Genomic DNA, 24,813 nt, shown 5'->3' with positions numbered 1-24,813 from the left:
GGAGGAACATATTAACAGCCACTGCTGGCTCTGCCACCAACCCCTCCACCACGCTAGCCACGGCATCTGCTGCTACTGCAATCGCCACTTGCCTAAGTTACCGCCTTGCTGCCCACGCTGCGGCTTACCCAGCGCTAACACTCAACTTCCTTGTGGCCGTTGCCTAAATAAACCACCCGATTGGGAGAATATTATCTTTGTCAGCGATTACGCGCCTCCGCTAAAGGGGCTGATTAAGCAACTCAAATTTAGTGGCTGCACCCAACTGGCTCCGGCTTTGGCACGCCTATTATTACTGCGTTGGCTCGATGCCAAACGTCATGGCAAGGTGATTAAACCGGATCGTATTATCAGTGTGCCATTACACCGTTCACGCTGCTGGCGGCGCGGCTATAATCAAGCAGACCTCTTAGCGCGGCCATTAGCTCGCTGGCTTAACTGCCACTATAGCAATATGACCTTACAGCGCGTCCGTGCAACGCCTCCTCAGCAACAACTCAGCGCCACAGCACGGCGTCAAAATTTGCAGGGGATCTTTCGTTGCGTGACGCCCATTCGAGGCCAACACATTGCCCTGCTGGATGATGTTGTGACGACGGGAAGCACGCTGAATGAGATTGCCACGTTATTATGGGCTGAGGGGATTGCTTCGTTGCAGGTTTGGTGTATTTGTCGAACCTTGTAGTCACCCTAACAATGGGCGTATTATAGCCGACAAGCGTAGTCAACTATTGAGCAGATGCCATGATCACAATAACAGATGCAGCACAATCTCATTTTGCCAAATTGTTGGCAAATCAAGAAGAAGGCACCCAAATCCGTGTATTTGTTATCAACCCCGGTACACCAACCGCTGAGTGCGGTGTGTCTTATTGCCCGCCGGATGCCGTTGAAGCCACAGATACTGAACTGAAATTCGAACAGCTGTCAGCTTATATTGATGAGCTGAGCAAACCTTATTTGGAAGATGCTGAAATCGATTTCGTGACCGACCAGCTCGGTTCGCAGCTCACCCTGAAAGCCCCGAACGCCAAAATGCGCAAAGTGGATGACAATGCGCCGCTAATGGAACGGGTTGAGTATGTCCTGCAATCGCAGATTAACCCGCAATTGGCGGGTCACGGTGGCCGTGTCACCTTGATGGAAATCACTCCTGACGCCTTGGCTATTTTGCAATTCGGCGGTGGTTGTAACGGGTGTTCTATGGTCGATGTCACGCTAAAAGAAGGCATCGAGAAAGAGTTGTTGCAGAAATTCCCAGAATTGAAAGGGGTAAGGGATTTGACCGAGCATCAGCGCGGCGAACACTCTTACTACTAATACTTGGCGTTCTTGGTACGACAGTCATCATAAAGGGGGACATCTCCCCCTTAAAACTACTGCCACCATCCCAATGATTCAGTCTAGAGCGGTGAGGGCAGGCAGAAGAGTAAAGCGTCCGCGCCAAGGATGGCGCGGCCCGAGCCATCAGGGACGATTTTACGGCGTCTTTACGATCTGTCTGTTCTCTCCGCTAGCTATACGCACATTGTCATAATCATAAGGGGGATTTCTCCCCCTTATCGTCACTCAGAATCACTCAAACCTTACCCCGCGGAAACATTCTTGCGGCGCTTATCTAAATCCTTCAATAACCGATTCACGTGCTCGTCAGCAAACATCTCTTCCAACGTCACCGTTAACTTACGTCGCCAATTGGGATATTCATCACTGGTGCCAGGAATGTTGACCGGTGTCGCCATATCCAACCAATCTTCTGGCTGCAACCCCAATAATGCACTGGCACTGTCAGCGACATAACGTTGTAACCCACGGTTGAGCACAGGGCTCATCGCAAGTAACGAGGCTTTGTGACCCACCTTTTTTGGCACGCAATCATAGTGATGCAGCCCTTCCAACAACCCTTGCTTCGCCCGCTCTCTATCGAGATAAAGCTGCTTCAAGATCTGTTGGTCCGGATATAAGCCCAGCTTATTACCCAATGTCAGGTCATCCGCTTGCCAATAGCCTCGCAGTGTCGGCAGGTCATGGGTCGTGATGGTCGCCATCGCTTGCACCGGATACGACTGCGGCGCACGGAAGATATTTTCACTATCATGCTCAAAATAGAGCACCTTATAGGAATACACCCCGCTATCACGCAACTTACCAATAATCTCAACCGGTACAGTGCCTAAGTCTTCGCCAATGACCATACAATGATGACGCTGGCTTTCTAGCGCCAATATCGCCAACAAATCATCAACGGGGTATTTTACGTAAGCCCCCTGATCTGCTGTTCGCCCATATGGGATCCACCATAAACGCAGTAACGCCATCACATGGTCAATACGTAGCGCACCACAACTGGTCATATTGGCACGCAGCAAATCAATAAACGGCTGATAGGCGCGAGCAACCATGACGTGCGGGTCCATTGGCGGCAACCCCCAGTTTTGACCGAGCGGCCCTAAAATGTCTGGCGGCGCACCCACGGATGCTTTCAAGCAATATAGCTCACGATCACACCACGTCTCAGCACCACCTTCCGCCACCCCCACCGCTAAGTCACGGTACAGGCCCAACGGCATTTTACGCGCCTGACTCTCACGGAAGCAGCGATCAAACTGACTGGCAGCCAGCCACTGTAGCCACAAATAGAAGTTCACGTCATCGCTGTGCTGGTGGCAGAAATCAGCCACCGCGCTACTGTGCCCGTCACGATATTCAGCAGGCCACACCGGCCAGCCCCACATCATCGGATCATTCTCACTCAAATGCGCATGAAGGGCATCAAAAGCAGCCTGTTGATACAGGCTCTTACCCCCTTGCTCCACAAACTGGTGGAATGCCTGTACCCGTGCATCTCTCGCTTTACGTGCCGTAAACAAAGGAAACGCCAAGCGTAGGGCCGTCAATTTCAGCCGCATCACTTGGGTATAATCCACCCATTCATTGGCGCGACTCTCTGCCAAGGCACTTTGTGTCTCAGGTTGATGCCACCAGCGTTGCGCGGCTTCACTGTGCTGAAACTCATCCACGGCATTGACGTCGATATAAATCACATTCAGCCAGCGTCTAGATGACGGGCTATAGGGGCTAGCACTATGGGGATTAGCGGGATACAGCGCATGAATCGGATTGAGGCCAATAAATGCCCCTCCCCGTTCCACAACCTGCTCCAACATCTGGGCTAAATCGCCAAAATCACCGATCCCCCAATTGTGTTCAGAGCGCAGGGTATACAGCTGCACGCAAGCTCCCCAGAGCTTTTTCCCGGCCAATAACGCGTCCGGCTCATAACAACGTTTCGGTGCAACAATAACCGAACACTGCCACTGCTGTAAGCCTTGCTCCAGCATCAAACGGTGATAACCCAATGGCAAGGACGCCGGCAACGTCAGTGTTTTATTCGCACTGATACGCCCTTGATGTAGCTCACCTTTCTCTGTCTGTAACTGCCAGTGATAATCGCCTGAACCCGCCATTGGTAGTGGCATCGGACTGCCAAAAGTAAATACTTTTACAACCGGTAATGGTGCTTTTTCTGTCTGAGTAACAGGAGGCGTAGTCATACGCCCCATGGCCGCCAACAACTGCTGCTTGGTTTCCGGCAAAATAGCCTGCGGCTTACCATGAGCATTAATATAGCTGGCGGCAATCCCTGCCAGTGTCGCTGCTTGATCGAGCGATTTACGATCCATGCAGTCTTCTCCTTAACGTTTGGCTTGCCAGATCCGCGCTTGATAGTCGCGAATAGAACGGTCAGAACTGAACATCCCTACCCGGGCAGTGTTAAGAATGGCACGACGGGTCCATTCATCCTTATCGCGGTACAGGGCATCAATTTGCTGCTGTGCCTGACAATATGAAGCGAAATCAGCCAAGACCAGATACGGATCTCCCCCTTCCAGCAGGCTATGCAACATCATGTCAAATGCGTGCTTATCACCTTGGCTGAATGCCCCACTGGCCAGCTCATCCAGAATACTTTTCAGGTGCGCATCAGTTTTCAGGTATTTTTGTGGCTTGTAACCCTTGGCTAAAATGGCTTTTACTTGCTCCACCGTGTTGCCGAAAATAAAGATATTTTCATCGCCCACTTGCTCGGCAATCTCGACATTTGCCCCGTCGAGTGTTCCCACGGTTAACGCTCCATTTAGCGCCAACTTCATATTGCCGGTCCCAGATGCTTCTTTACCAGCAGTCGATATTTGCTCAGACACATCCGCTGCGGGGATCATCAATTCCGCAACCGAAACCCGATAATCAGGGATGAACACCACTTTTAGGCGATCTTTGACGATCGGATCGTTATTGATCTTGTCCGCTGCCTGATTTATCGCATAAATAATATTTTTGGCCAAATAATAACCCGGTGCTGCTTTCGCCCCAAACAGGAACACACGCGGCGCCATATCCAGATTCGGGTTATCGCGGATCTGGCGATAGAGCGAAAGAATATGCAGCAGATTAAGATGCTGGCGCTTATATTCATGCAACCGTTTGATCTGTACGTCAAAGATGGCGTCCGGATTAATGGTCAGCCCCATCACACGCTTAACATATTCAGCCAGCTTAACTTTGTTGTCATATTTGATTTGTTGATAGCGTTCGCGGAATGCTTGGTTATCGGCATAAGACTCAAGCCCCGCTAATGCATCCAGATTATTCGCCCATTCCACTTTTAATGTGTCATCAATCAGGCCAGACAATGCTGGGTTACACTGCTTCAACCAACGGCGCGGCGTAATACCATTAGTAACATTGTGGAATTTATTTGGCCACAGTTCGTAGTATTCAGGGAACAAATCTTTGATAACCAGATCGGAGTGCAATTGCGCCACACCGTTAACAGCGAAGCCACTGACCACACACAGATTGGCCATACGCACCTGTTTATTATGGTGTACGGCCAACTTAGCCCAAACCTCGTCATTACCCGGCCACTGCTTATCAACTAACTTTTTAAACTGCGCATTGATCTGTTTGATGATGACGAAATGACGTGGTAACAAGCTGCGAACTAATTTTTCATCCCAACACTCAAGAGCTTCTGGCATCAAAGTGTGGTTGGTATACGCAAAGGTTTTACTGGTGATAGCCCAAGCGGCATCCCAGCTGAGTTGATGTTCATCAAGCAGTACGCGCAGCATTTCAGGAATGGCGATCGTCGGGTGAGTATCATTAAGCTGAATGACCTCATAATCCGGCAGTTCAGCCAATTTACGGCCCGCCAGATGATGCTTACGCAGAATATCCGCCACCGAACAGGCGCACTGGAAATATTGCTGCATCAAGCGCAGGCGTTTACCTGCTAAATGGTTATCGTTCGGATACAGCACCTTGGTGAGTTTTTCTGCCTCAACGCCGTTTTGTTCGGCCAGCAAGAATTTTCCATCATTAAATCTTGTTAAATCAAATGGATGCTGATGGGTCGCTTGCCATAGACGCAGAGGCTGGGTGACGCTATTGCGATAGCCCAACACCGGTAAATCCCATGCTTCACCGCGTATAGTGAACGCCGGACGCCATAACTGGCGGCCATCGGCTTGTTTTTCCAGCTTGCCGCCAAAACCAACATCGACCGCTAAGGCGGCATTGTGGCGAAACCACGGATAGCTCTCCCGCTGCCAATTATCAGGGGCTTCCTGCTGCTTGCATTCACTGAATGATTGGCGGAACAGACCATATTGATAGTTCAAACCATAACCGGTGGCAGGTTGTTCAACAGTCGCCATTGAATCCAAGAAACACGCCGCCAAGCGCCCTAGCCCACCATTACCCAATGCGGGGTCGGTTTCCTGCTCCAGCAAGTCGCTCAGGCTAATCTGCTGTTCAGCCAGTAGGGCTTCCACTTGGTCATACCAACCCAGATTAATCAGGTTGTTTGCCGTTAAGCGGCCAATTAAAAACTCCATCGAAATGTAGTTAACGTGGCGCTGTACTTTTTTGGCTTTCGCGGGTGCTGGCTGTGCAGAGAGTTGTTCGGCTAATGCTGCACTGACCGCTTCCCACCATTGGTGTTGGGTCATTTGCTGAGCAGAAGTTAAGCCGAAGCGCTGCCACTGGCGGGTCAGTGCAGCCAGGAAATCGTCCTTTTTAAGCATAGGCTGTGACATAGGGAGGTCTCTATCCTGTGAATGGAGTAATTTTACCCTTATCCTGCCAAGTCGAACGGGCAAGGGCATCATCCTGCCGGAGGATTAGCTGGGGATGAGTCGCAGGGCGTAGCTAAAATTGTGATCCGGTGCAACTTACAGCCATAGGAAACATTAACTCTATTGCAATAATATGGCCGTTGTCAGACCTTAGCAGTGCTGATTAATTACGAGGCTAAAAATAATTACTCTTATGAATGCCTGTAACATCTCATTACAAATGGATTTATCAATCGCCAGGACATCTTCCCACCGGACCGTTTTTAAACCGGACACAGCATGCTGATCCCATCAAAACTGAGCCGCCCGGTACGGCTACAAAATACCGTGATACGCGATCGCCTATTGGTCAAATTATCAGGTGTGGCGAATTACCGCCTGACTTTAATCAATTGCCCGGCGGGGTACGGTAAAACCACATTGATCGCGCAGTGGGCCGCTGACCAATCTTGCCTCGGTTGGTACTCTCTGGATGAAAGTGACAATCAGCCAGAACGTTTTGCCACCTATCTGATTGCAGCAATACAGTTGGCAACAGGTGGCCATTGCAGCAAAAGTGAAGCCCTTAGCCAGAAACATCAATATGCCAGTCTGTCTGCGCTGTTTGCGCAATTATTTATCGAGCTGTCTGATTGGGACGGCCCGCTTTATCTGGTTATCGATGATTACCATCTCATTGCCAATGACGCCATTCATGAAGCAATGCGCTTTTTCTTGCGTCATCAGCCGGAAAATCTCACGCTGATCCTGCTATCGCGTACCCTGCCACCATTGGGTATCGCTAACCTGCGAGTACGGGATCAATTGCTCGAACTGGGCATGCAGCAGTTGGCATTTAATCATCAAGAAGCGCAGCAATTCTTCGATTGTCGACTGTCTACACCGCTGGAACAGGGGGATAGCAGCCGCCTATGTGATGAAGTCGAAGGCTGGGCAACCGCGTTACAACTGATTGCATTGTCGTCTCGTCAGCCCAATTCTTCTGCGCAGAAATCCGCTAAACGTCTGGCAGGGCTGAATGCTAGCCACTTGTCAGACTATTTGGTCGATGAAGTGTTAGACCAAGTCGATAGTGAGGCGCGTGCTTTCTTGCTGCGTTGCTCGGTATTACGTTCGATGAACGATGCGCTGATCGTGCGCCTAACAGGAGAGGATAACGGCCAACAAAGGCTGGAAGAGTTAGAGCGCCAAGGGCTATTTATTCATCGCATGGACGATAGCGGCGAATGGTTCTGCTTCCACCCCTTGTTTGCCAGCTTCCTACGCCAACGTTGCCAGTGGGAACTCGCGTTAGAACTACCAGAGTTGCATCACGCCGCCGCTGAAGGTTGGATGGCACTGGGTTACCCCGCTGAAGCTATTCATCACGCCCTAGCCGCTGGCGATGTCGGCATGTTACGGGATATTTTGCTGCAACATGCGTGGACGCTGTTTAACCACAGCGAGCTAGCGCTACTGGAACAGTGCCTCGTTGCCCTACCCTATTCATTATTGGTACAGAATCCAGAACTGGCCTTGCTGCAAGCCTGGCTGGCACAAAGCCAGCACCGCTATGGCGAGGTGAATACGCTGCTAGAGCGCGCTGAATCAGCGATGCAGGAACGTAAAATTCCTATCGATGAAATTTTGCGGGCTGAATTTGATGCACTACGTGCTCAGGTGGCGATCAATGACGGTAAGCCGGACGAAGCGGAAAAACTGGCCACCGAAGCCCTGAAATATTTGCCGATGGCGAACTTCTACAGCCGAATAGTGGCAACCTCTGTCACCGGCGAAGTCCATCATTGCAAAGGGGAATTAAGCCGTGCGCTGCCCATGATGCAGCAAACAGAACAAATGGCACGTCGCCATGAGGCTTATCACTATGCGCTATGGGCGCTGCTACAACAGAGCGAAATTCTGATTGCGCAAGGCTTTTTGCAAGCGGCCTATGAGACACAAGATAAAGCCTTCGAGTTGGTTCATGAGCAACATCTAGAGCAGCTACCGATGCATGAATTCCTGCTGCGCATTCGCTCTCAGGTATTGTGGTCGTGGTCACGGCTGGATGAAGCAGAAGAAGCCGCACGTAAAGGTATCGAAATCTTGGTGAATTACCACCCGCAACAACAGTTGCAGTGTCTGGCAATGCTCGCGAAATGCTCATTGGCCCGCGGGGATTTGGATAACGCGAATATGCATATCCAACGTTGCGAAGCACTGCAACATGGTAGCCAATATCATCTCGACTGGGTGACCAATGCCGATAAACCAAGGGTGATTCACTGGCAGATGACCGGCGATAAAGCCGCTGCGGCAAATTGGCTTCGTCAGGCTGAAAAACCGGGTATGGCCGATAACCACTTTTTACAAGGCCAATGGCGTAATATCGCTCGAATACAAATTATGTTAGGCCGCTTTAATGAAGCGGAAGTGGTGCTAGAAGAACTGAATGAAAATGCTCGCCGCTTGCGTCTAACGAGCGACCTCAACCGTAATTTGCTATTAAGTAATACGCTTTACTGGCAAACCGATCGCAAAAGTGAGGCACAGAAAGCGCTCATTGAATCGCTGTCGCTGGCCAACCGTACCGGTTTTATCAGCCATTTTGTGATTGAAGGTGAGGCCATGGCACAACAGTTGCGCCAACTGATTCAATTGAACGCACTACCTGAATTGGAGCAATTCCGCGCCCAACGGATCCTAAAAGACCTCAATCAACATCATCGACATAAATTCGCTCATTTCGATGAAATCTTCGTCGATAAGTTACTGACTCACCCACAAGTACCCGAGTTAATTCGTACCAGCCCACTGACCCAACGTGAATGGCAGGTGTTAGGGCTCATTTATTCTGGCTATAGTAATGACCAAATAGCCGGTGAGTTAGATGTGGCCGCCACGACCATTAAAACCCATATCCGTAATTTGTATCAAAAGCTGGGTGTTGCTCATCGACAAGAAGCGGTACAGCAAGCACAGCGTTTATTACAGATGATGGGCTATGTTTAGCCCTATCTTAACTTTCCACTTTAAGGCTACGCTGACAATGTTCGCGTAGCTTATTGATATTAAATATTGTTTGATTAACTCGAGCTGACTCTATTTCCGCCTCTTTTCCTGTGAAAATTTGAGGTTTATCTCTTAAGTGATTAATAACATGATCAACATAATTAATTTTTCCTTCGGAATCATTTAGGGATTGAGACATCTCGTTGATCATACTCTGTTTTATTGAGTTTAAGTTTTCTTTGATCAACACAACTTGCTGATTTTCAAACTCATCATCGACTTCATTAACTTGCAGTTGCTTTGCCTCCTTCAACGCATGAATCACACAATTGTTAATATATTGACAACTCCCCTCTTCGGTTTTCGCATTAACATTCATCACTCTAAATATTTCATTCACATCAATTAGCCCGTTAATTTTTTTAATTTCATCATAGACCTCACCAATAAACTTATATCTCTCCACCCTATTATCATACTTATCTTTAGCTAATATTGAGTGTAGATCAGCATCAATCCTCTCAAATAATGTCGTCATCTCATGATACGGACAACTCGTGTAATAATAATTAATCTTCATGTTTTTATGTGTTAATGCGATTAACTCATGTCCATCATCTCTGATAGGAATTTCCAACCGAGAATCACCATCATAAGACAAAATGAATTTTTCGAATTTAGCCTCTTCATTTTTAATATTAACCATAATTTTTGCATTATATTTCATTTTGCTATATTCAGGTTCTTTTGAACATGTGGCTATTATGGTATTGATCTCGCGACTGATTGCTCCTCCCAATGCACTTTCTTCATCATTATGATACATAACATCATTTTGAATAAAATTGATTTCATCGCTGCACGTGCCGGTATCTTCCTTTTCTATCACTTCAATAACATTTATTTTTGAATTGTTGATTTTCTCTTCGTCCCAAGGCGTTAACCAGCAAGAGTCAGGTGTGATTTCTAGGCGTTTATCATTGCAGCATATTTCTATACTTTTGAATTTTCGATCACTGTCTTCATAACGAAAGTAAACTACAATATTATTTTTTATCTCTTCAGGTAAGATTTTTTCAAAAACACCTAATAATTCAACTGGACTATGCGCCAGATGATTTTCATGCATAAATTCGTTTAACTTAGCCAATGCTTGGCCTTTTGTTTCATTGCTAAGTATCATTCTGAAAAAATCAAAGATTTTGTCCATGATGGAAAGATTAGCATTGAATTGTTCAGGTTTGCTTTGCAGAGAATCTAAATCATGGCTGCTTAATTTATGGCTAGAAAAATATCCTGTTGTGATATCACCCATCGGAAACACTCCTTTTTTGTTTCGCCTGAGTTTATCGTCCCTCCCCTAAAAGAATCTTTTATATTACCGCTTATTTTATCTTGAATAGGATACAAATATCCTTACATAAGTTGTTGGTTTTTGTCCGTCAAAAATCGCTTACAATAGCGCATTAAAATTATTCATCTGCATCGGGATTTAAAGGCGTTATGGAACAGTTTGAAACCATCAGTGTTGAACAGGCGTACACTCGCTTAAAAGAAAAGAATACCGTATTGGTCGATATTCGCGACCCACAAAGTTACCAAGCCGGTCATGCGCCGAGTGCGTTTCATCTCACCAATGACAGCTTGCATACCTTTATGCAGCAGATCGATTTCGAACAACCGGTTATGGTGATGTGCTACCACGGCAATAGCAGCAAAGGTGCTGCGCAATACTTGCTCCAGCAAGGTTTTGAGGCGGTTTACAGTATTGATGGGGGTTTTGAAGCGTGGGCCAGAAATTACCCGCAAGACGTGGAGTTCACCGGTTAGCCAATACTCCGCTGATTGTGATATTTTTAATCGCCTTAATCGCATTTATAAGATTTATCACCTCACATTAGAATGAAAAATATGATTCGAGTGATAGCAATATCTAATCTACGTCTGGCGCAAGCCTTTGTTGATTACATGGCCACCCGCAATGTGGCGCTGGAAGTCCGCCCTGATGCTCAAGGTGCTGAAATTTGGTTAGCCGATGATGAACAATTGCCACAGGTGCAACTTGAACTGGAACAATTCTTACTTGATCCGCTGAACCCGCGTTATCAGGCCGCCAGTTGGCAATCTGGGAGTTTGCACACTAACTTGCCTTATCAGCGTTTTTCCTATCTTCAGACGCTGCGCAGTCAGGCAGGACCATTGACGTTAGCCGTGCTAGTGCTGTGTATCACCATCTATATTCTGATGCAGATCTTCGGCGATTACGCGGTGATGTCTTGGCTGGCTTGGCCTCGTGATAGCAGCCAATATCTGCAAGTCTGGCGTTGGGTCAGCCCTGCCTTCCTCCACTTTTCACTGCTGCATATCCTGTTTAATTTGATGTGGTGGTGGTATTTGGGTGGGCAAATGGAAAAACGGCTTGGCACTGGCAAGTTGCTGGTATTAACTATTGTTTCAGCCTTATTTAGTGGCTGGGGGCAATCACTGTTTAGCGGCGTGAATTTTGGTGGTTTGTCTGGTGTCGTGTATGCCTTGATGGGCTATGTTTGGCTCACTGGCGAGCGTGCACCCGAGCGTGGTATCTCACTCCCCCGCGGCTTGATGGCGTTCTCTGTTCTCTGGCTGATTGCCGGATATTTCGATATTTTAGGGTTATCGATTGCCAATGCCGCTCATGTCTCTGGTTTGATTATTGGGCTATTAATGGCATTCTGGGATACACGCGCGAGCGTAAGAACCGCACAATAACTGCCTGGAGCAACCAGGCGCATTAGGGGATTATCGTGAAGCAAACGCAGCGGCATGATGCGATTATTGAATTGGTACGCCAGCAGGGTTACGTCAGTACTGAAGAGTTAGTGGAACATTTTACCGTTAGCCCACAAACCATCCGTCGCGACTTGAATGATTTGGCGGACCAGAACAAGATTCACCGTCACCACGGTGGTGCTGCGTTACCGTCCAGTTCGGTCAACGCCGCCTATCATGATCGTAAAGTGATGTGGTCAGAAGAAAAAGCCCGTATTGCTCAACGTGTTGCCAGTCAGATTCCAGATGGCGCGACATTATTTATCGATATCGGCACCACGCCAGAAGCCGTTGCCCACGCGTTGATGAACCATAAAGGCCTGCGGGTTGTGACCAACAACCTTAACGTCGCAACGTTGTTGACCGCCAAAGAGGATTTCCGCTTAATTTTAGCGGGCGGTGAAGTGCGCACCCGCGACGGTGGGATTATCGGTGAAGCGACATTAGATTTTATTTCCCAGTTCCGTCTTGATTACGGCATTCTCGGTATCAGCGGCATTGATATGGACGGTTCGCTGTTAGAGTTTGATTACCATGAAGTACGCACTAAGCGGGCGATTATCGAAAATTCCCGTTGCGTGATGCTGGTGACTGACCATTCCAAGTTTGGCCGTAATGCGATGGTGAATTTGGGGAATATGAATTTGATTGATTATCTGTTTACGGATCAGTTACCGCCAGCGAGCGTGATGAAGATTATTGAGCAGCATGAGGTTCAATTGGAGTTGTGTTGAGGGTGAGGTTTTAATTTTAATTTCAAAATAAGATTGGATCTGGTTTCGGTTGAGGACTGGATCTGGTTTCGGTTGATAGGCGTTCGGTGATGACCTTATCTCCTCAGCTTCAACCGAGTCGGGCCGCAGGGCGGCGGCCCAACACCCGCGCCTTGCGCGAAATATTGTGGCTTCGCCATTCCCTCCTACAGCTTGCCGGCTTATCGAACCGGTGCTGACTCGCTCCCAGCTCGACAGCCCCTTTCGCCGCGTCCATGCGGCTCATTCGGCCCGCAATCTTTGTCGGCAATTTTTCTGATTGCGCTTAAGGTCAAAAGACCCAAGACCCAAGACCCAAGACCCAAGACCTAAAAATCATGGTGTTGACCTTGAAGTTTAAAAGCACATTTGAGCTGCCGAGTGAAGAGTGAAGGCAAGGAAAACGGGCAGGACGCCCGTTTTAGGCGCCATGAGCAGGGATGCGAATAAAGCCGTCCGTCAGCCGAAACGATGAGTGAGGGCACCTGCGAAGCAGGCAAGCGATACGTGCGTAAGCGCGGGGGCTCCAAGGGGGTCACGCGCTTGTGACCCCCTTGGCGGTTGAGGCATCAGAGCTAAGGAGAACACTGAAGCAATAACAACCGAACCAAACCAAACCAAACCAAAACCAGCCCCCTTCCCCCAATTCATCCCACATCCTGATAACAAAACTGTTACCTCCATCACGCGTGAATGTTTTTTTTTGGTTAACTCTTGGCTTGTTTGTTGGTTTTTGATTACAATTGTGAGCGAAAACGAACATTAGAGAGCTATTTCGAACATCCGGAGGAAGGAAGCATGGAAACCAAAGACTTGATCGTGATCGGTGGCGGCATTAATGGTGCCGGTATCGCTGCTGACGCTGCAGGGCGTGACCTGTCCGTTCTGCTGCTGGAAGCACAAGATTTGGCCTGTGCGACGTCTTCCGCCAGTTCCAAACTGATTCATGGTGGCTTGCGCTACCTAGAACACTACGAGTTCCGCTTGGTGAGCGAAGCACTGGCCGAACGTGAAGTCCTGCTGAGGCTGGCACCGCATATCGCATTCCCAATGCGCTTCCGCTTACCACATCAACCACACCTGCGCCCCGCTTGGATGATTCGCGCGGGCCTGTTCCTGTACGATCATTTGGGCAAACGCACGACGTTACCCGCCAGTAAAGGGTTGCGTTTCGGCCCTGAGTCAGTGTTGAAATCCGAATTAGTGCGCGGTTTCGAATATTCTGACTGCTGGGTAGATGATGCTCGCTTAGTGGTGCTGAACGCACAGGAAGTGGTTGAACGTGGCGGTGAAGTCCGTACCCGCACCAAAGTGACCCGCGCATGGCGTGAGCAAGGTTTATGGATGGTTGAAGCGGTCGATGTGAACACAGGTAAAACCTTTACTTGGCGCGCCAAAGGCTTAGTCAATGCCACTGGCCCATGGGTTAAGCAGTTCTTCGACGATGGCCTGAAACTCAAATCGCCTTATGGTATCCGCTTGATTAAAGGCAGCCATATCGTGGTTCCTCGGGTACATAACCAACCACAAGCTTATATTCTGCAAAACGAAGACCACCGCATTGTTTTCGTTATTCCTTGGTTAGATGAGTATTCCATCATCGGCACCACCGATGTGGAGTACCACGGCGATCCGAAAGAGGTGAAGATCGACGATCAAGAGATTGATTACCTGCTTAAAGTTTATAATGACCACTTTAAGAAGCAGTTGGGCCGCGACGATATCGTTTGGACTTATTCCGGTGTCCGCCCATTGTGCGACGATGAATCAGATGCGCCGCAAGCCGTGACCCGCGACTACACGTTGGATGTGGCCGATGAAGATGGCAAAGCACCGTTACTCTCTGTCTTTGGCGGCAAACTGACCACTTATCGCAAGCTGGCAGAACACGCGCTGGAAAAACTGTCGACCTATTACCCAAATGTCGGCCCAGCATGGACCAAAACCGGCGCTTTACCGGGTGGGGATATTGGCGGTAGCCGCGATAACTACACCGTGCAGTTGCGCCACCGTTATAACTGGTTACCTGAGGCGTTGGCTCGTCGCTATACCCGCACTTATGGTAGCCACAGCGAACTGATTTTAGCGGATGCCACTAGCATCGAAAGCCTAGGTGAACACTTTGGCCATGGCGTGTACGAAGCAGAATTGCGCTATTTGGTCGAGAAAGAATGGGTTGTCGAGCTTGATGATGCTATCTGGCGTCGTACCAAATTGGGTATGGCTTTAGACGAAACACAAAAACAGCGAATTGCGCAGTGGTTAGCTGCTGAGCAAAGTAAAAAACAACAGACACTCTCGCTGGTTTCCTGATAGCAAACGCGGTGCGTTAAGCATTGAAATAATCAAAAAATAACCCTCTTCACCGTGAAGAGGGTTTTTTATTATGAGCAGTGTTAATCACTACAGCCGGATGGGCTTAATATCCCAAATTTCATCGGCATACTCTTGGATCGTCCGATCAGAAGAGAAATACCCCATATTGGCAATATTAAGTATGGTTTTACGCGTCCACTCATCGGGGTGAAGATAGAGCGCATCGACCTGATCCTGCGTGTCTACATAGCTGCGATAATCGGCTAACAACTGATAGTGATCGCCTAAATTGACCAGTGAATCAAACAGATTGGTGTAACGCTGAGGCTCTTCTGGGCTGAAAGTGCCGGTGGCAATCTGCGTTAAGGCTTGGTGCAATTCTGGATCTTCATCGTAATATTTCCGTGGGTTATACCCATTATTACGTAACGCCTCGACCTGTTCTGTCGTGTTGCCAAAGATAAAGATATTATCCTCGCCGACATGCTCGCGTATCTCGACGTTCGCCCCATCCAACGTGCCAATCGTCAGCGCCCCATTCAAGGCAAACTTCATGTTGCTGGTCCCCGACGCCTCGGTCCCTGCCAGTGAGATCTGCTCAGAAAGATCCGCTGCCGGAATGATCAACTGCGCCAGACTGACACTGTAATTTGGAATAAACACCACTTTCAGCAGGTTATTCACTCGCGGATCATTGTTAATCACTTTAGCGACATCGTTGATCAAACGGATGATTTGCTTCGCGTTGTAATAGGCCGAAGCCGCTTTACCAGCAAATATCACGACACGCGGCACCCACTTCTGATCAGGAGCCTCGAGAATACGGTTATAGCGGGTGATCACATGCAGTACATTCAACAGTTGCCGCTTGTACTCATGAATTCGCTTGATTTGGACGTCAAATAACGCCGCCGGATTGACCACAATATTCAGTTTTTCAGCAATATAGATAGCTAACCGCTTCTTGTTCTCCAGCTTGGCTTTTTGTACCGAGCGCAAGAAACCAAGGTAATCAAGGCTCTTTTCCAGCTCACTAAGTTGGCTCAGATCGGTACGCCAATTATGGCCGATTGTTTCATCCAACACCGTCGCCAATGGTCGGTTCGCCAAGCCCAGCCAGCGCCGAGGGGTAACACCGTTGGTTTTATTGCAGAATCGATTAGGGAAGATACGAGCAAAATCGGCAAACAGCGATTGCACCATTAACTCGGAATGCAGAGCAGATACCCCATTCACTTTATGGCTGGCGATAACCGCAAGCCAAGCCATACGTACCTGCCGGCCATGGGTTTCATCGATAATCGACACGCGCGAGAGCAGCTCAGGTTCATCCGGATACTGCTCTTGTACCAACTTCAGGAAATGATCATTAATATCAAAGATAATCTGCAAATGACGCGGCAAGATCTTGCCGATCATGTCGATAGGCCAAGTTTCCAGCGCCTCACTCATTAACGTGTGGTTGGTGTAAGAAAACACCTGTTGCACCACATCCCACGCATCCATCCAGCTAAATTTATGTTCGTCGATCAACAGACGCATCATTTCAGGGATAGAAAGTACGGGGTGGGTATCGTTCAGGTGAATCGCAATCTTGTCGGCCAGATTGTCGAACGTCTGGTGCATGGTCCAGTGGCGGCTAAGGATGTCTTGCACCGTCGCTGAGACTAAAAAGTACTCTTGCCGCAAACGCAATTCGCGGCCGGAATAGGTTGAGTCATCGGGATACAGGACCCGCGACACGTTTTCTGAATGGTTTTTATCTTCAACCGCAGCGAAGTAATCACCCTGATTGAATTTACCCAAATTGATTTCGTTACTGGCCTGCGCTGACCATAAGCGCAATGTGTTGGTGGCATCAGTATCAAAACCGGGGATGATTTGATCATAGGCGCAGGCAAGGATCTCTTCTGTTTCTAGCCAGCGCGTTTTGCTGCCCTCTTGCTGAATTCGACCGCCAAAACGCACTTTATAGCGGGTGTTATGCCGTGGGAACTCCCAAGCATTGCCGTACTCCAGCCAGTTATCCGGCGATTCCATCTGTTGGCCGTTAACGATTTTCTGGCTGAACATGCCATATTCATAGCGGATACCGTAGCCACGCCCCGGCAGCGCCAATGTTGCTAGCGAATCCAAGAAACATGCCGCCAAACGGCCTAAGCCCCCATTCCCTAAACCAGGGTCATTTTCTTCTTGAATCAGCTCTGACAAACTGAGCCCCATCTCATCTAACGCTTGCTCGAGGTCATCATAAATACCAAGCGATAACAGTGCATTAGAGAGTGTTCTCCCCAATAAAAACTCCATCGACAGATAATAAACCTGCCGGACGTCTTGTGATAACTGCGCGCGATTAGAGCGCAACCAGCGCTCAACCATACGGTCACGTACCGTAAATAAAGTCGCATTCAGCCAATCGTGCTGAGTCGCAATCGTGGGATCTTTGCCAACAATAAACATCAGTTTATAGGCAATGGAATGTTTCAGTGCATCCACACTGACAATGGGAGAGGTATAACTGAACGGTGATGTCATAGCGGTTTTCCCAATTCGTGGTGACAACTAGTTATGTTGAAAACTAATCGTATTTACAACCCATCGTGGTGACGACAAATCGGCCATCAAAGACGCCGATAAAGTGACAGATACTCTGCCGCTGCGACTTGCCAACCAAAGTCCAGCCCCATTGCATGGCGTTGGACATGGCGCCAATGTTTTGGCCGGCTCCACAGCACAAAAGCACGGCGTATTGCCTGTACCAATGCCTGCGCATCGCATTCATCAAACACAAACCCCGAGGCGCTGCCATCGGCTAGATTTTCCAGCGCGCAGTCCACCACGGTATCTGCCAACCCGCCCGTACGCCGGACCAGTGGCAATGTGCCATATTTCAAACCATACAATTGTGTGAGCCCACAGGGTTCAAAACGACTCGGCACCAGAATCACATCTGCACCCGCTATGATGCGGTGAGAAAATGCCTCATGGTAGCCAATTTGTACCCCAACTTGGCCGGAATAGTCTGCTGCGGCCGCCAAAAATGCCTCTTGTAGAATCGCATCCCCTGCCCCAAGTACGGCTAGTTGTCCCCCCAATCGCAATAAGTCGGGCAAAGCTTCTAATACTAAATCCAACCCTTTTTGCTCTGTCAACCGACTGACCACCGCAAAAATAGGTTTCTTCTCCGTGACCTCCAACCCCATGGTGGTTTGAAGATGGGCTTTATTCACGGCTTTTTTCTGCAAGTCCTCTGCACCATAACGTTCATGCAGCAGGGTATCCGTTTCTGGGTCCCATATATCACTGTCTACCCCATTGAGTATTCCAGTCAATCTCCCCTGACTGGCGCGCTCTTGCAACAACCCCTCCATGCCATAACCAAAGGCAGGTTGGGTAATTTCTTTGGCATAGGTCGGGCTGACTGTCGTGACATGATCAGCAAAAAACAACCCAGCTTTCAGATAAGAAATTTGGCCGTAAAACTCCAACCCGTACATTTGGAAGAAAGCAGCGGGCAGTTGTAACTCGGCCAAGTGATGGGCTGAAAACAGCCCTTGGTAGGCTAAATTATGGACGGTAAATACCGATCGTGCAGGGCGACCTCGTGCAGCTAAGTAGGCGCAAGCCAATCCCGCATGCCAGTCATGGGCATGCACCACATCAGGCCGCCAGTAACCATCTAGTCCGCAGGCCAGTTCACAAGCCATCCACCCCAGTAATGCAAAGCGGCGATAGTTATCGGAATAAGCATGCAACGATTGGTCGTGGTAGGGGCTACCGGCCCGATCATAAAGGCCCGGCGCATCAATTAGATAGATACCAATACCCTGATAATGGCCGTAACGTAACGACACTCGTCCCGCAAAAGTATCAATCTCCCTGACTAATACCGTATCCGGAATGCCGCGACGCAAGTCAGGGAAAGCGGGCAACATCACCCGCACTTCCGCACCTTCAGCAATCTGGGCGGCAGGTAAAGCACCAACAACGTCAGCCAATCCCCCTGTTTTCAATAGGGGGAACAGCTCAGAACATACGTGTAGTACCCGCATTATGGCTCCTAATACCCATCTGGTTTTACTTAATGTCGCAAATAAAATAGCCTATTTAGCTGCTAACTTGGCTAACATCTTCCGAGTCACCAACACCACGCCCCCTTCTGAACGGTAAAAACGCGCGCTGTCTTCGTCGGCGTTTTCCCCGATGACCATCCCTTCGGGGATATGGCATGCTCGGTCAATAATGCAGCGGCGCAAGCGACACGAGCGCCCAACATTGACGTCTGGCAGCAGAACACTGGAATCAATGGTACAGAACGAGTTCACCCGCACCCGTGGGAATAGTACCGAATGCACCACCACCGAGCCGGAGACAATGCAACCACCAGAAACCAAGGAGTTCATGGTCATCCCATGGCTGCCCGATCGGTCCTGCACAAACTTGGCTGGCGGCAAGGGTTCCATATGGGTACGAATTGGCCAAGCACGGTCATACATATCCAATTCAGGGGTGACCGAGGCCAAATCAAGGTTCGCACGCCAATAGGCATCCAACGTCCCAACGTCCCGCCAATAAGGAGGTAAGTCCGCATTCGAGGTCACGCAGGAAAGGTCAAACGGATGCGCCCAAGCCACCTTCTCTGCTGTCAATTTAGGGATTAAGTCTTTACCGAAGTCATGGCTAGAACCGGGGGTATTCCGGTCTTCCTCTAACAGTTTGAACAGGTAGTCAGCATTGAAAATATAGATCCCCATGCTGGCTAATGCCATATCGGGACGGCCTGGCATGGCTGGCGGATCGGACGGTTTTTCGAAGAACGCCGTTATCTGGAAATCCTCCGCCACTTCCATTACACCAAATTCACTGGCTTCACTAATGGGAACCGGAATACAGGCGACTGTACATTCAGCCCCCTTCTCCACGTGGTCTATCAGCATGCGCGAGTAATCCATCTTGTAAATGTGGTCACCCGCTAAGATGACAATATACTCTGCGTCATAACGACGAATAATATCCAGATTCTGATAAACCGCATCTGCCGTACCTTTGTACCACTGCTCGGTACTCAAGCGTTGTTGAGCAGGCAAGAGGTCCACAAACTCATTCATTTCCTCATTGAGGAATGACCAACCGCGCTGAATATGCTGCACCAGCGTATGGGACTGGTACTGAGTGATGACACCAATGCGGCGGATACCGGAGTTCAGGCAATTAGACAGTGCAAAATCGATGATGCGGAACTTACCACCAAAATGCACCGCAGGCTTGGCGCGAGTGGCAGTTAAATCTTTCAGTCGTGATCCTCGGCCACCAGCCAAAATCAGCGCCACAGACTTATTCGGTAATAGTCTGCCTAACATCATCGGATCTTTATTTTCGAATTTAACCATGGCTGACTCCTTAAGATTTCTGTACGAGCACGCAAATGTCATACGCGGCTCCGTTCCATACGGTTAATGGGCGCTCAAGCGCTGATGGCCCAAAAGGAGGAACTGTCACCCATTCCCCCACAGGTAAATGCATGTCACAGGCTTGGTCAGTGGCATTTATCACCACTAGCCAGCGCTGAGATAACAAGATTTGCAGCTGTTTCTGGCTGCCATGTTCCCAAGCGGTATCACTCAGCGCTTGCCCCTGGTTGTCCAACCATTGCACATTGCCATCCCCTTCCTGCCACCATGTATCCTGAATCAGGGCCGGAATTTGCTGGCGCAACCGAATAAGCTCAGCGGTAAATGCCGTTAATGTTTTATCTGCACTGCCCCAATCGAGCCAAGTGAGGATATTGTTCTGGCAATACGCATTATTGTTGCCTTGCTGGCTATGACCATGCTCATCACCGGCCAGCAACATGGGTGTCCCTTGCGACAATAACAAGGTGGTCAATAAAGCCCGTTGGCACGATTTTCGCCGTTGCCAAATCGCGTCATCAGCCACCAAACCTTCACGTCCAAAATTATTGCTATGATTGTTATCACTGCCATCACGGTTCTCTTCACCATTGATTTCATTGTGCTTTTGGTTAAAGCACAGTAAATCCTGCAAAGTAAAACCATCATGAGCGGTAATTTGATTGATACTGGCGGAAGGTAAGCGCGCCCGCTGTTCAAACAGCGCACTGCTCCCCGCAAAATGCTGAGCAAACAATCCCAGCGGCAAATCATCCCGTAACCAGAAACGGCGCATCGCATCGCGGTATTGATCATTCCACTCGCTAAAACCGGTAGGGAACTGGCCTAACTGATAGCCACCCCAGCCAATATCCCAAGGTTCTGCAATCATTTTGCAGGCACTCAGGCGCTCATCAGCGGCTAACGCGGCAAAAAAGGGCGCGTGTTGGTCAAACTCGGGTGTGCGGCCCAAAACGGTTCCCAAATCAAAACGGAAGCCATCAACATGGCAGCTATCGACCCAATAACGCAGGCAATCAATCACCCACTGCATCACATAAGGATGACTTAGGCGCAGCGCATTGCCGCAGCCGGTCATGTTGTCGTACTCACCTTCTTCGGTTAACCAGTAATAGCTGGCGTTATCGATACCACGCTGACACAACGTGGGGCCGAAAACGTCTAGCTCAGCAGTATGGTTAAACACCACGTCGAGGATCACTTCGATGCCCGCTTTGTGCAGTGCTTTGACCGCATCGCGAAACTCTTTTAGCGGCGAAATCCCGTCACGACCTGAGGCATAATCAGGATCAACGGCATAGGGCGCGAGCACGTTGTAGCCCCAATAATTACCCAACCCCATTCTCTGCAACCGCGGCTCATCGACGTGAAATTGCACCGGCAACAGTTCCAAGGTGGTGATACCCAGCTTTTTCAAATAACCAATCATCGCGGGATGGGCTAGCCCAGCGTAGGTTCCACGTAAATCGGCAGGAATATCGGGGTGCAATTGGGTTAGCCCCCGAACATGGGCCTCATAAATCACCGTATTGCCCCAAGGAATGGTCGGCGATTTATCCCCCTGCCAGTTATATGCTTCATGTACCACAATGCATTTAGGCATCGCGGCCACACTGTCTCGCTCATCCGGCTGGTTAACGCCGCCTTCTAAACTGGGATCATCCCCCACTTTGTGGTCCAAAGCGTGAGCGCAGGGGTCTATCAATAATTTATGCGGATTAAAGCGATGCCCACGCTGCGGATCAAATGGCCCGCTGACTCGATAACCATATCGCTGCCCCGGCTTTCCTCCGGGGAGATAGCCGTGCCAAATATCACCCGTCCGAGTGGGTAACGGGATGCGTAGCTCTTGGTTATCATCATCAAACAAACAGAGTTCAACCTGTTCAGCGTGAGCTGAAAACAGCGCGAAATTTATCCCTGAGCCATCAAAATGCGCTCCCATTGGGGTCGGAAATCCTGGGATCAGGTGAATCATCCGGCCTCCTCCGCAACAACTCCCTCCCGTAATAGATAAATTGTCGACAGCGGCGGTAACGTGAGCAGCAAGGAATGCGGGTGACTATGGCTGCCCACCGATTCGCTATAAATCCCCCCTTGGTTACCCATATTGCTGCCACGATAAAATTCAGAGTCAGAATTCAACACTTCGCGATAATGGCCGCCCTGTGGAATCCCCACCCGATAGTGATGACGGGGAACGGGGGTGAAATTACTGATGACAATCAATTCACCGCCGTTAGCATCGCGGCGCAAAAAGGCAAACACCGAATTTTCATGGTCATCAACCACCAGCCATTCAAAGCCTGCTGGTTGGTAATCCAACTCATACAGTGGCGCATGTCGTTGATAGCAATGATTAAGATCACGAACAAAGCGTTGCACTCCGGCATGCCAGCCGTTCTCGTCATCCAGCAAATGCCAATCCAGACTGGTATCAAAGTTCCACTCGCGGCCTTGTGCGAACTCACAACCCATAAACAGCAGTTTTTTGCCCGGATGTGCCCACATAAAAGCGTAATAGGCGCGTAAGTTGGCAAATTTTTGCCATGCATCCCCCGGCATACGATCCAAGACGGAACGTTTACCGTGAACAACTTCATCATGAGAGATAGGCAGAATGAAATTCTCGGTATAGGCGTACAACATACCGAATGTCATCAAATTATGGTGGTATTTGCGGTGAACAGGATCGCATTGCATGTAATTGAGCGTGTCATGCATCCAGCCCATATTCCATTTGTAATTGAAGCCTAATCCCCCCGAATCCGGCGGCAAGGTCACACCCGGGAAGTCCGTCGATTCCTCTGCCATCGTCACACCACCGGGGCGTTCAACGCCAATGGTATGGTTGGTGTAACGCAGGAAAGCGATCGCCTCCAGATTCTCGCGCCCGCCGTAGTAGTTCGGCACCCACTGCCCCTCAGCACGGCTATAATCGCGATAAATCATGGACGCCACAGCATCGATGCGCAGTGCATCAATGCCAAAACGTTCCATCCAGTAGAATGCATTCCCCGCCAGATAGTTACGTACTTCATTACGGCCATAGTTATAAATCAGGGTATTCCAGTCCTGATGGTAGCCTTCGCGCGGATCGGCATACTCATACAATGAGGTGCCATCAAACTTGGCTAAACCATGCTCATCGCTGGGGAAATGGCCGGGGACCCAATCCAGAATGACGTTGATACCGGCATCATGAAACTTGGCGATAAAATCTTTGAAATCTTGTGGTGTACCAAAACGGCGGGTCGGGGCGTATAACCCCAATGGCTGATAACCCCAACTACCATCAAACGGATGCTCATTAATGGGCAACAATTCGATATGGGTAAAACCCATATATTTGACGTATTCGACCAGTTGGTCCGCTAACTCGCCATAACTGAGCCAAAAGTTGTTATCGGTATGGCGACGCCATGAACCCAGATGCACTTCATAGATTGAAATCGGTGAGCGCAGATCATTGGCTTTTTGCCGTTTAGGGGTATTGTCCACCACCCCAGGTAATGGGCTGATAATCGACGCGGTTTCTGGCCGCATCTGCGCTTTAAAGGCGTAAGGGTCTGCTTTCAGCCGCATCTGACCATTGCTGTCAATGACCTCAAATTTATACAGTTGGCCTTCCTGCACACCGGGGAGAAATAACTCCCAAATACCATTTTCACGGCGTAACCGCATCGGATGGCGGCGACCATCCCAAAAGTTAAATTCTCCCACCACCGAAACCCGTTTGGCATTCGGTGCCCAAACAGCAAAGCTCACCCCAGCCACCCCATCAAGGCTCATCAAATGCGCCCCCAAACGTTCATAAGGACGTAAATGGGTCCCTTCGGCTAACAGCCAACTATCAATATCCTGCAACAAGGTGCCAAAACGATAAGGATCTTCGATAATTTGTGTACTTTCTTGCCAAGTCACCGCGAATTGATACCGAAACAGATTTTTTCGGCGCGGAAGTTTAGCGATAAAGAAACCACGGGGGTCTTCTTGGGTCATCTGAGCAATGTTTCGCCCACTGGCCGCATCGACCAGCCACACTTCTTTTGCATCTGGCAGCAATGCGCATACTTGCAACCCCTGCTCAGTTTGGTGCATTCCCAATACGGAAAAGGGATCGGCATAGTGGCCGGAAATAATTTGATTAATCACCTTACGGTCGGGAAGTACGGGCATGACATTCTTCCTATGATTAATGGCATGATTTATTGGACAAATTCCGAGCAACTTGAGTCGAAAATGACCTTTTCATCATGCAATCCATTTAATGTTTAAATCGTGATTAAGGTCAATGATCAACCAATAAGTTGAATTAATAATCTAATTCGCTTTTTTTTGACGATAACAGGCTATCCGTCGATTTTTCTTACCCAAACTATAAGCATAGTCAAA

15 protein-coding genes are annotated in these 24,813 nt (G+C 49.1%); 7 read left to right on the top strand and 8 right to left on the bottom strand.

Going from position 1 to position 24,813, the window contains the following annotated elements; genetic code table 11:
• Window positions 1-10 precede the first annotated feature (10 nt).
• Window positions 11-685: a DNA utilization protein GntX gene (gene gntX, locus DA391_RS00770; protein ID WP_050874952.1), complete on the top strand. Its 675-nt coding sequence runs from the start codon at window positions 11-13 to the stop codon at window positions 683-685.
• Between the two features lie 59 nt (window positions 686-744).
• Window positions 745-1,320: a Fe-S biogenesis protein NfuA gene (gene nfuA, locus DA391_RS00765; RefSeq protein ID WP_005159611.1), complete on the top strand. Its 576-nt coding sequence runs from the start codon at window positions 745-747 to the stop codon at window positions 1,318-1,320.
• 266 nt (window positions 1,321-1,586) lie between these two features.
• Here the strand turns inward: nfuA and malQ are convergent, their stop codons facing one another.
• On the bottom strand, window positions 1,587-3,683 hold the full coding sequence (malQ, locus tag DA391_RS00760) for a 4-alpha-glucanotransferase (protein ID WP_108087259.1): 2,097 nt from the start codon (window positions 3,681-3,683) through the stop codon (window positions 1,587-1,589).
• 12 nt (window positions 3,684-3,695) lie between these two features.
• The gene (malP, locus tag DA391_RS00755; RefSeq protein WP_050874946.1) at window positions 3,696-6,101 is read right to left on the bottom strand and encodes a maltodextrin phosphorylase; all 2,406 of its coding nucleotides are present in this window, start codon (window positions 6,099-6,101) and stop codon (window positions 3,696-3,698) included.
• 318 nt (window positions 6,102-6,419) lie between these two features.
• Between malP and malT the strand changes: the two genes are divergently transcribed.
• A complete protein-coding gene (gene malT / locus DA391_RS00750; RefSeq protein WP_050082971.1) occupies window positions 6,420-9,131 on the top strand; it encodes an HTH-type transcriptional regulator MalT in 2,712 nt (903 codons plus the stop codon).
• 7 nt (window positions 9,132-9,138) lie between these two features.
• On the opposite strand, the gene DA391_RS00745 is transcribed toward malT, so the two are convergent.
• Window positions 9,139-10,446: a hypothetical protein gene (locus tag DA391_RS00745; RefSeq protein WP_057645779.1), complete on the bottom strand. Its 1,308-nt coding sequence runs from the start codon at window positions 10,444-10,446 to the stop codon at window positions 9,139-9,141.
• A gap of 188 nt (window positions 10,447-10,634) precedes the next feature.
• Between DA391_RS00745 and glpE the strand changes: the two genes are divergently transcribed.
• From glpE to glpD, 4 genes are all read left to right on the top strand, one after another.
• Window positions 10,635-10,961, top strand: a complete 327-nt coding sequence (glpE, locus tag DA391_RS00740) for a thiosulfate sulfurtransferase GlpE (protein ID WP_050082969.1) — start codon at window positions 10,635-10,637, stop codon at window positions 10,959-10,961.
• 81 nt (window positions 10,962-11,042) lie between these two features.
• Window positions 11,043-11,879 (top strand): rhomboid family intramembrane serine protease GlpG, encoded by an 837-nt coding sequence (glpG, locus tag DA391_RS00735; protein WP_050287449.1) that lies wholly within the window; start codon window positions 11,043-11,045, stop codon window positions 11,877-11,879.
• A gap of 35 nt (window positions 11,880-11,914) precedes the next feature.
• Window positions 11,915-12,673 (top strand): DeoR/GlpR family transcriptional regulator, encoded by a 759-nt coding sequence (locus DA391_RS00730; protein WP_019212780.1) that lies wholly within the window; start codon window positions 11,915-11,917, stop codon window positions 12,671-12,673.
• A gap of 816 nt (window positions 12,674-13,489) precedes the next feature.
• Window positions 13,490-15,004: a glycerol-3-phosphate dehydrogenase gene (glpD, locus tag DA391_RS00715; protein ID WP_108087257.1), complete on the top strand. Its 1,515-nt coding sequence runs from the start codon at window positions 13,490-13,492 to the stop codon at window positions 15,002-15,004.
• 90 nt (window positions 15,005-15,094) lie between these two features.
• Here glpD and glgP read toward each other — a convergent pair whose 3' ends face one another.
• The 5 genes from glgP to glgB all read right to left on the bottom strand — a co-directional run bounded on the left by glgP (window position 15,095) and on the right by glgB (window position 24,597).
• Window positions 15,095-17,542 carry a glycogen phosphorylase gene (gene glgP / locus DA391_RS00710; protein WP_050083353.1) on the bottom strand — a complete coding sequence of 816 codons (2,448 nt, stop codon included), beginning with the start codon at window positions 17,540-17,542 and terminating at the stop codon, window positions 15,095-15,097.
• 86 nt (window positions 17,543-17,628) lie between these two features.
• On the bottom strand, window positions 17,629-19,059 hold the full coding sequence (gene glgA, locus DA391_RS00705) for a glycogen synthase GlgA (protein ID WP_050083354.1): 1,431 nt from the start codon (window positions 19,057-19,059) through the stop codon (window positions 17,629-17,631).
• Between the two features lie 51 nt (window positions 19,060-19,110).
• Window positions 19,111-20,397 carry a glucose-1-phosphate adenylyltransferase gene (gene glgC, locus DA391_RS00700; RefSeq protein ID WP_108087256.1) on the bottom strand — a complete coding sequence of 429 codons (1,287 nt, stop codon included), beginning with the start codon at window positions 20,395-20,397 and terminating at the stop codon, window positions 19,111-19,113.
• Window positions 20,398-20,407: 10 nt separating this feature from the next.
• Complete coding sequence (gene glgX / locus DA391_RS00695) at window positions 20,408-22,396, bottom strand: glycogen debranching protein GlgX (RefSeq protein ID WP_108087255.1); 1,989 nt, start codon at window positions 22,394-22,396, stop codon at window positions 20,408-20,410.
• Window positions 22,393-24,597: a 1,4-alpha-glucan branching enzyme gene (gene glgB, locus DA391_RS00690; protein ID WP_050083356.1), complete on the bottom strand. Its 2,205-nt coding sequence runs from the start codon at window positions 24,595-24,597 to the stop codon at window positions 22,393-22,395. Before glgB ends, glgX begins: the two co-directional genes overlap by 4 nt.
• Between the last annotated feature and the right edge of the window lie 216 nt (window positions 24,598-24,813).

The organism is Yersinia massiliensis (assembly GCF_003048255.1).
Lineage (GTDB): Bacteria > Pseudomonadota > Gammaproteobacteria > Enterobacterales > Enterobacteriaceae > Yersinia > Yersinia massiliensis_A.
This window is presented reverse-complemented; position numbering and strand designations above follow the sequence as displayed.

Coding starts and splice junctions, on each gene's coding strand:
- malQ (WP_108087259.1), bottom strand. CDS start 3,683: ATGGATCGTAAATCGCTCGATCAAGCAGCGACACTGGCAGGGATTGCC.
- DA391_RS00745 (WP_057645779.1), bottom strand. CDS start 10,446: ATGGGTGATATCACAACAGGATATTTTTCTAGCCATAAATTAAGCAGC.
- glgX (WP_108087255.1), bottom strand. CDS start 22,396: ATGATTCACCTGATCCCAGGATTTCCGACCCCAATGGGAGCGCATTTT.
- glpE (WP_050082969.1), top strand. CDS start 10,635: ATGGAACAGTTTGAAACCATCAGTGTTGAACAGGCGTACACTCGCTTA.
- malP (WP_050874946.1), bottom strand. CDS start 6,101: ATGTCACAGCCTATGCTTAAAAAGGACGATTTCCTGGCTGCACTGACC.
- glgB (WP_050083356.1), bottom strand. CDS start 24,597: ATGCCCGTACTTCCCGACCGTAAGGTGATTAATCAAATTATTTCCGGC.
- glgP (WP_050083353.1), bottom strand. CDS start 17,542: ATGACATCACCGTTCAGTTATACCTCTCCCATTGTCAGTGTGGATGCA.
- glgA (WP_050083354.1), bottom strand. CDS start 19,059: ATGCGGGTACTACACGTATGTTCTGAGCTGTTCCCCCTATTGAAAACA.
- malT (WP_050082971.1), top strand. CDS start 6,420: ATGCTGATCCCATCAAAACTGAGCCGCCCGGTACGGCTACAAAATACC.
- nfuA (WP_005159611.1), top strand. CDS start 745: ATGATCACAATAACAGATGCAGCACAATCTCATTTTGCCAAATTGTTG.
- glpD (WP_108087257.1), top strand. CDS start 13,490: ATGGAAACCAAAGACTTGATCGTGATCGGTGGCGGCATTAATGGTGCC.
- glgC (WP_108087256.1), bottom strand. CDS start 20,397: ATGGTTAAATTCGAAAATAAAGATCCGATGATGTTAGGCAGACTATTA.
- glpG (WP_050287449.1), top strand. CDS start 11,043: ATGATTCGAGTGATAGCAATATCTAATCTACGTCTGGCGCAAGCCTTT.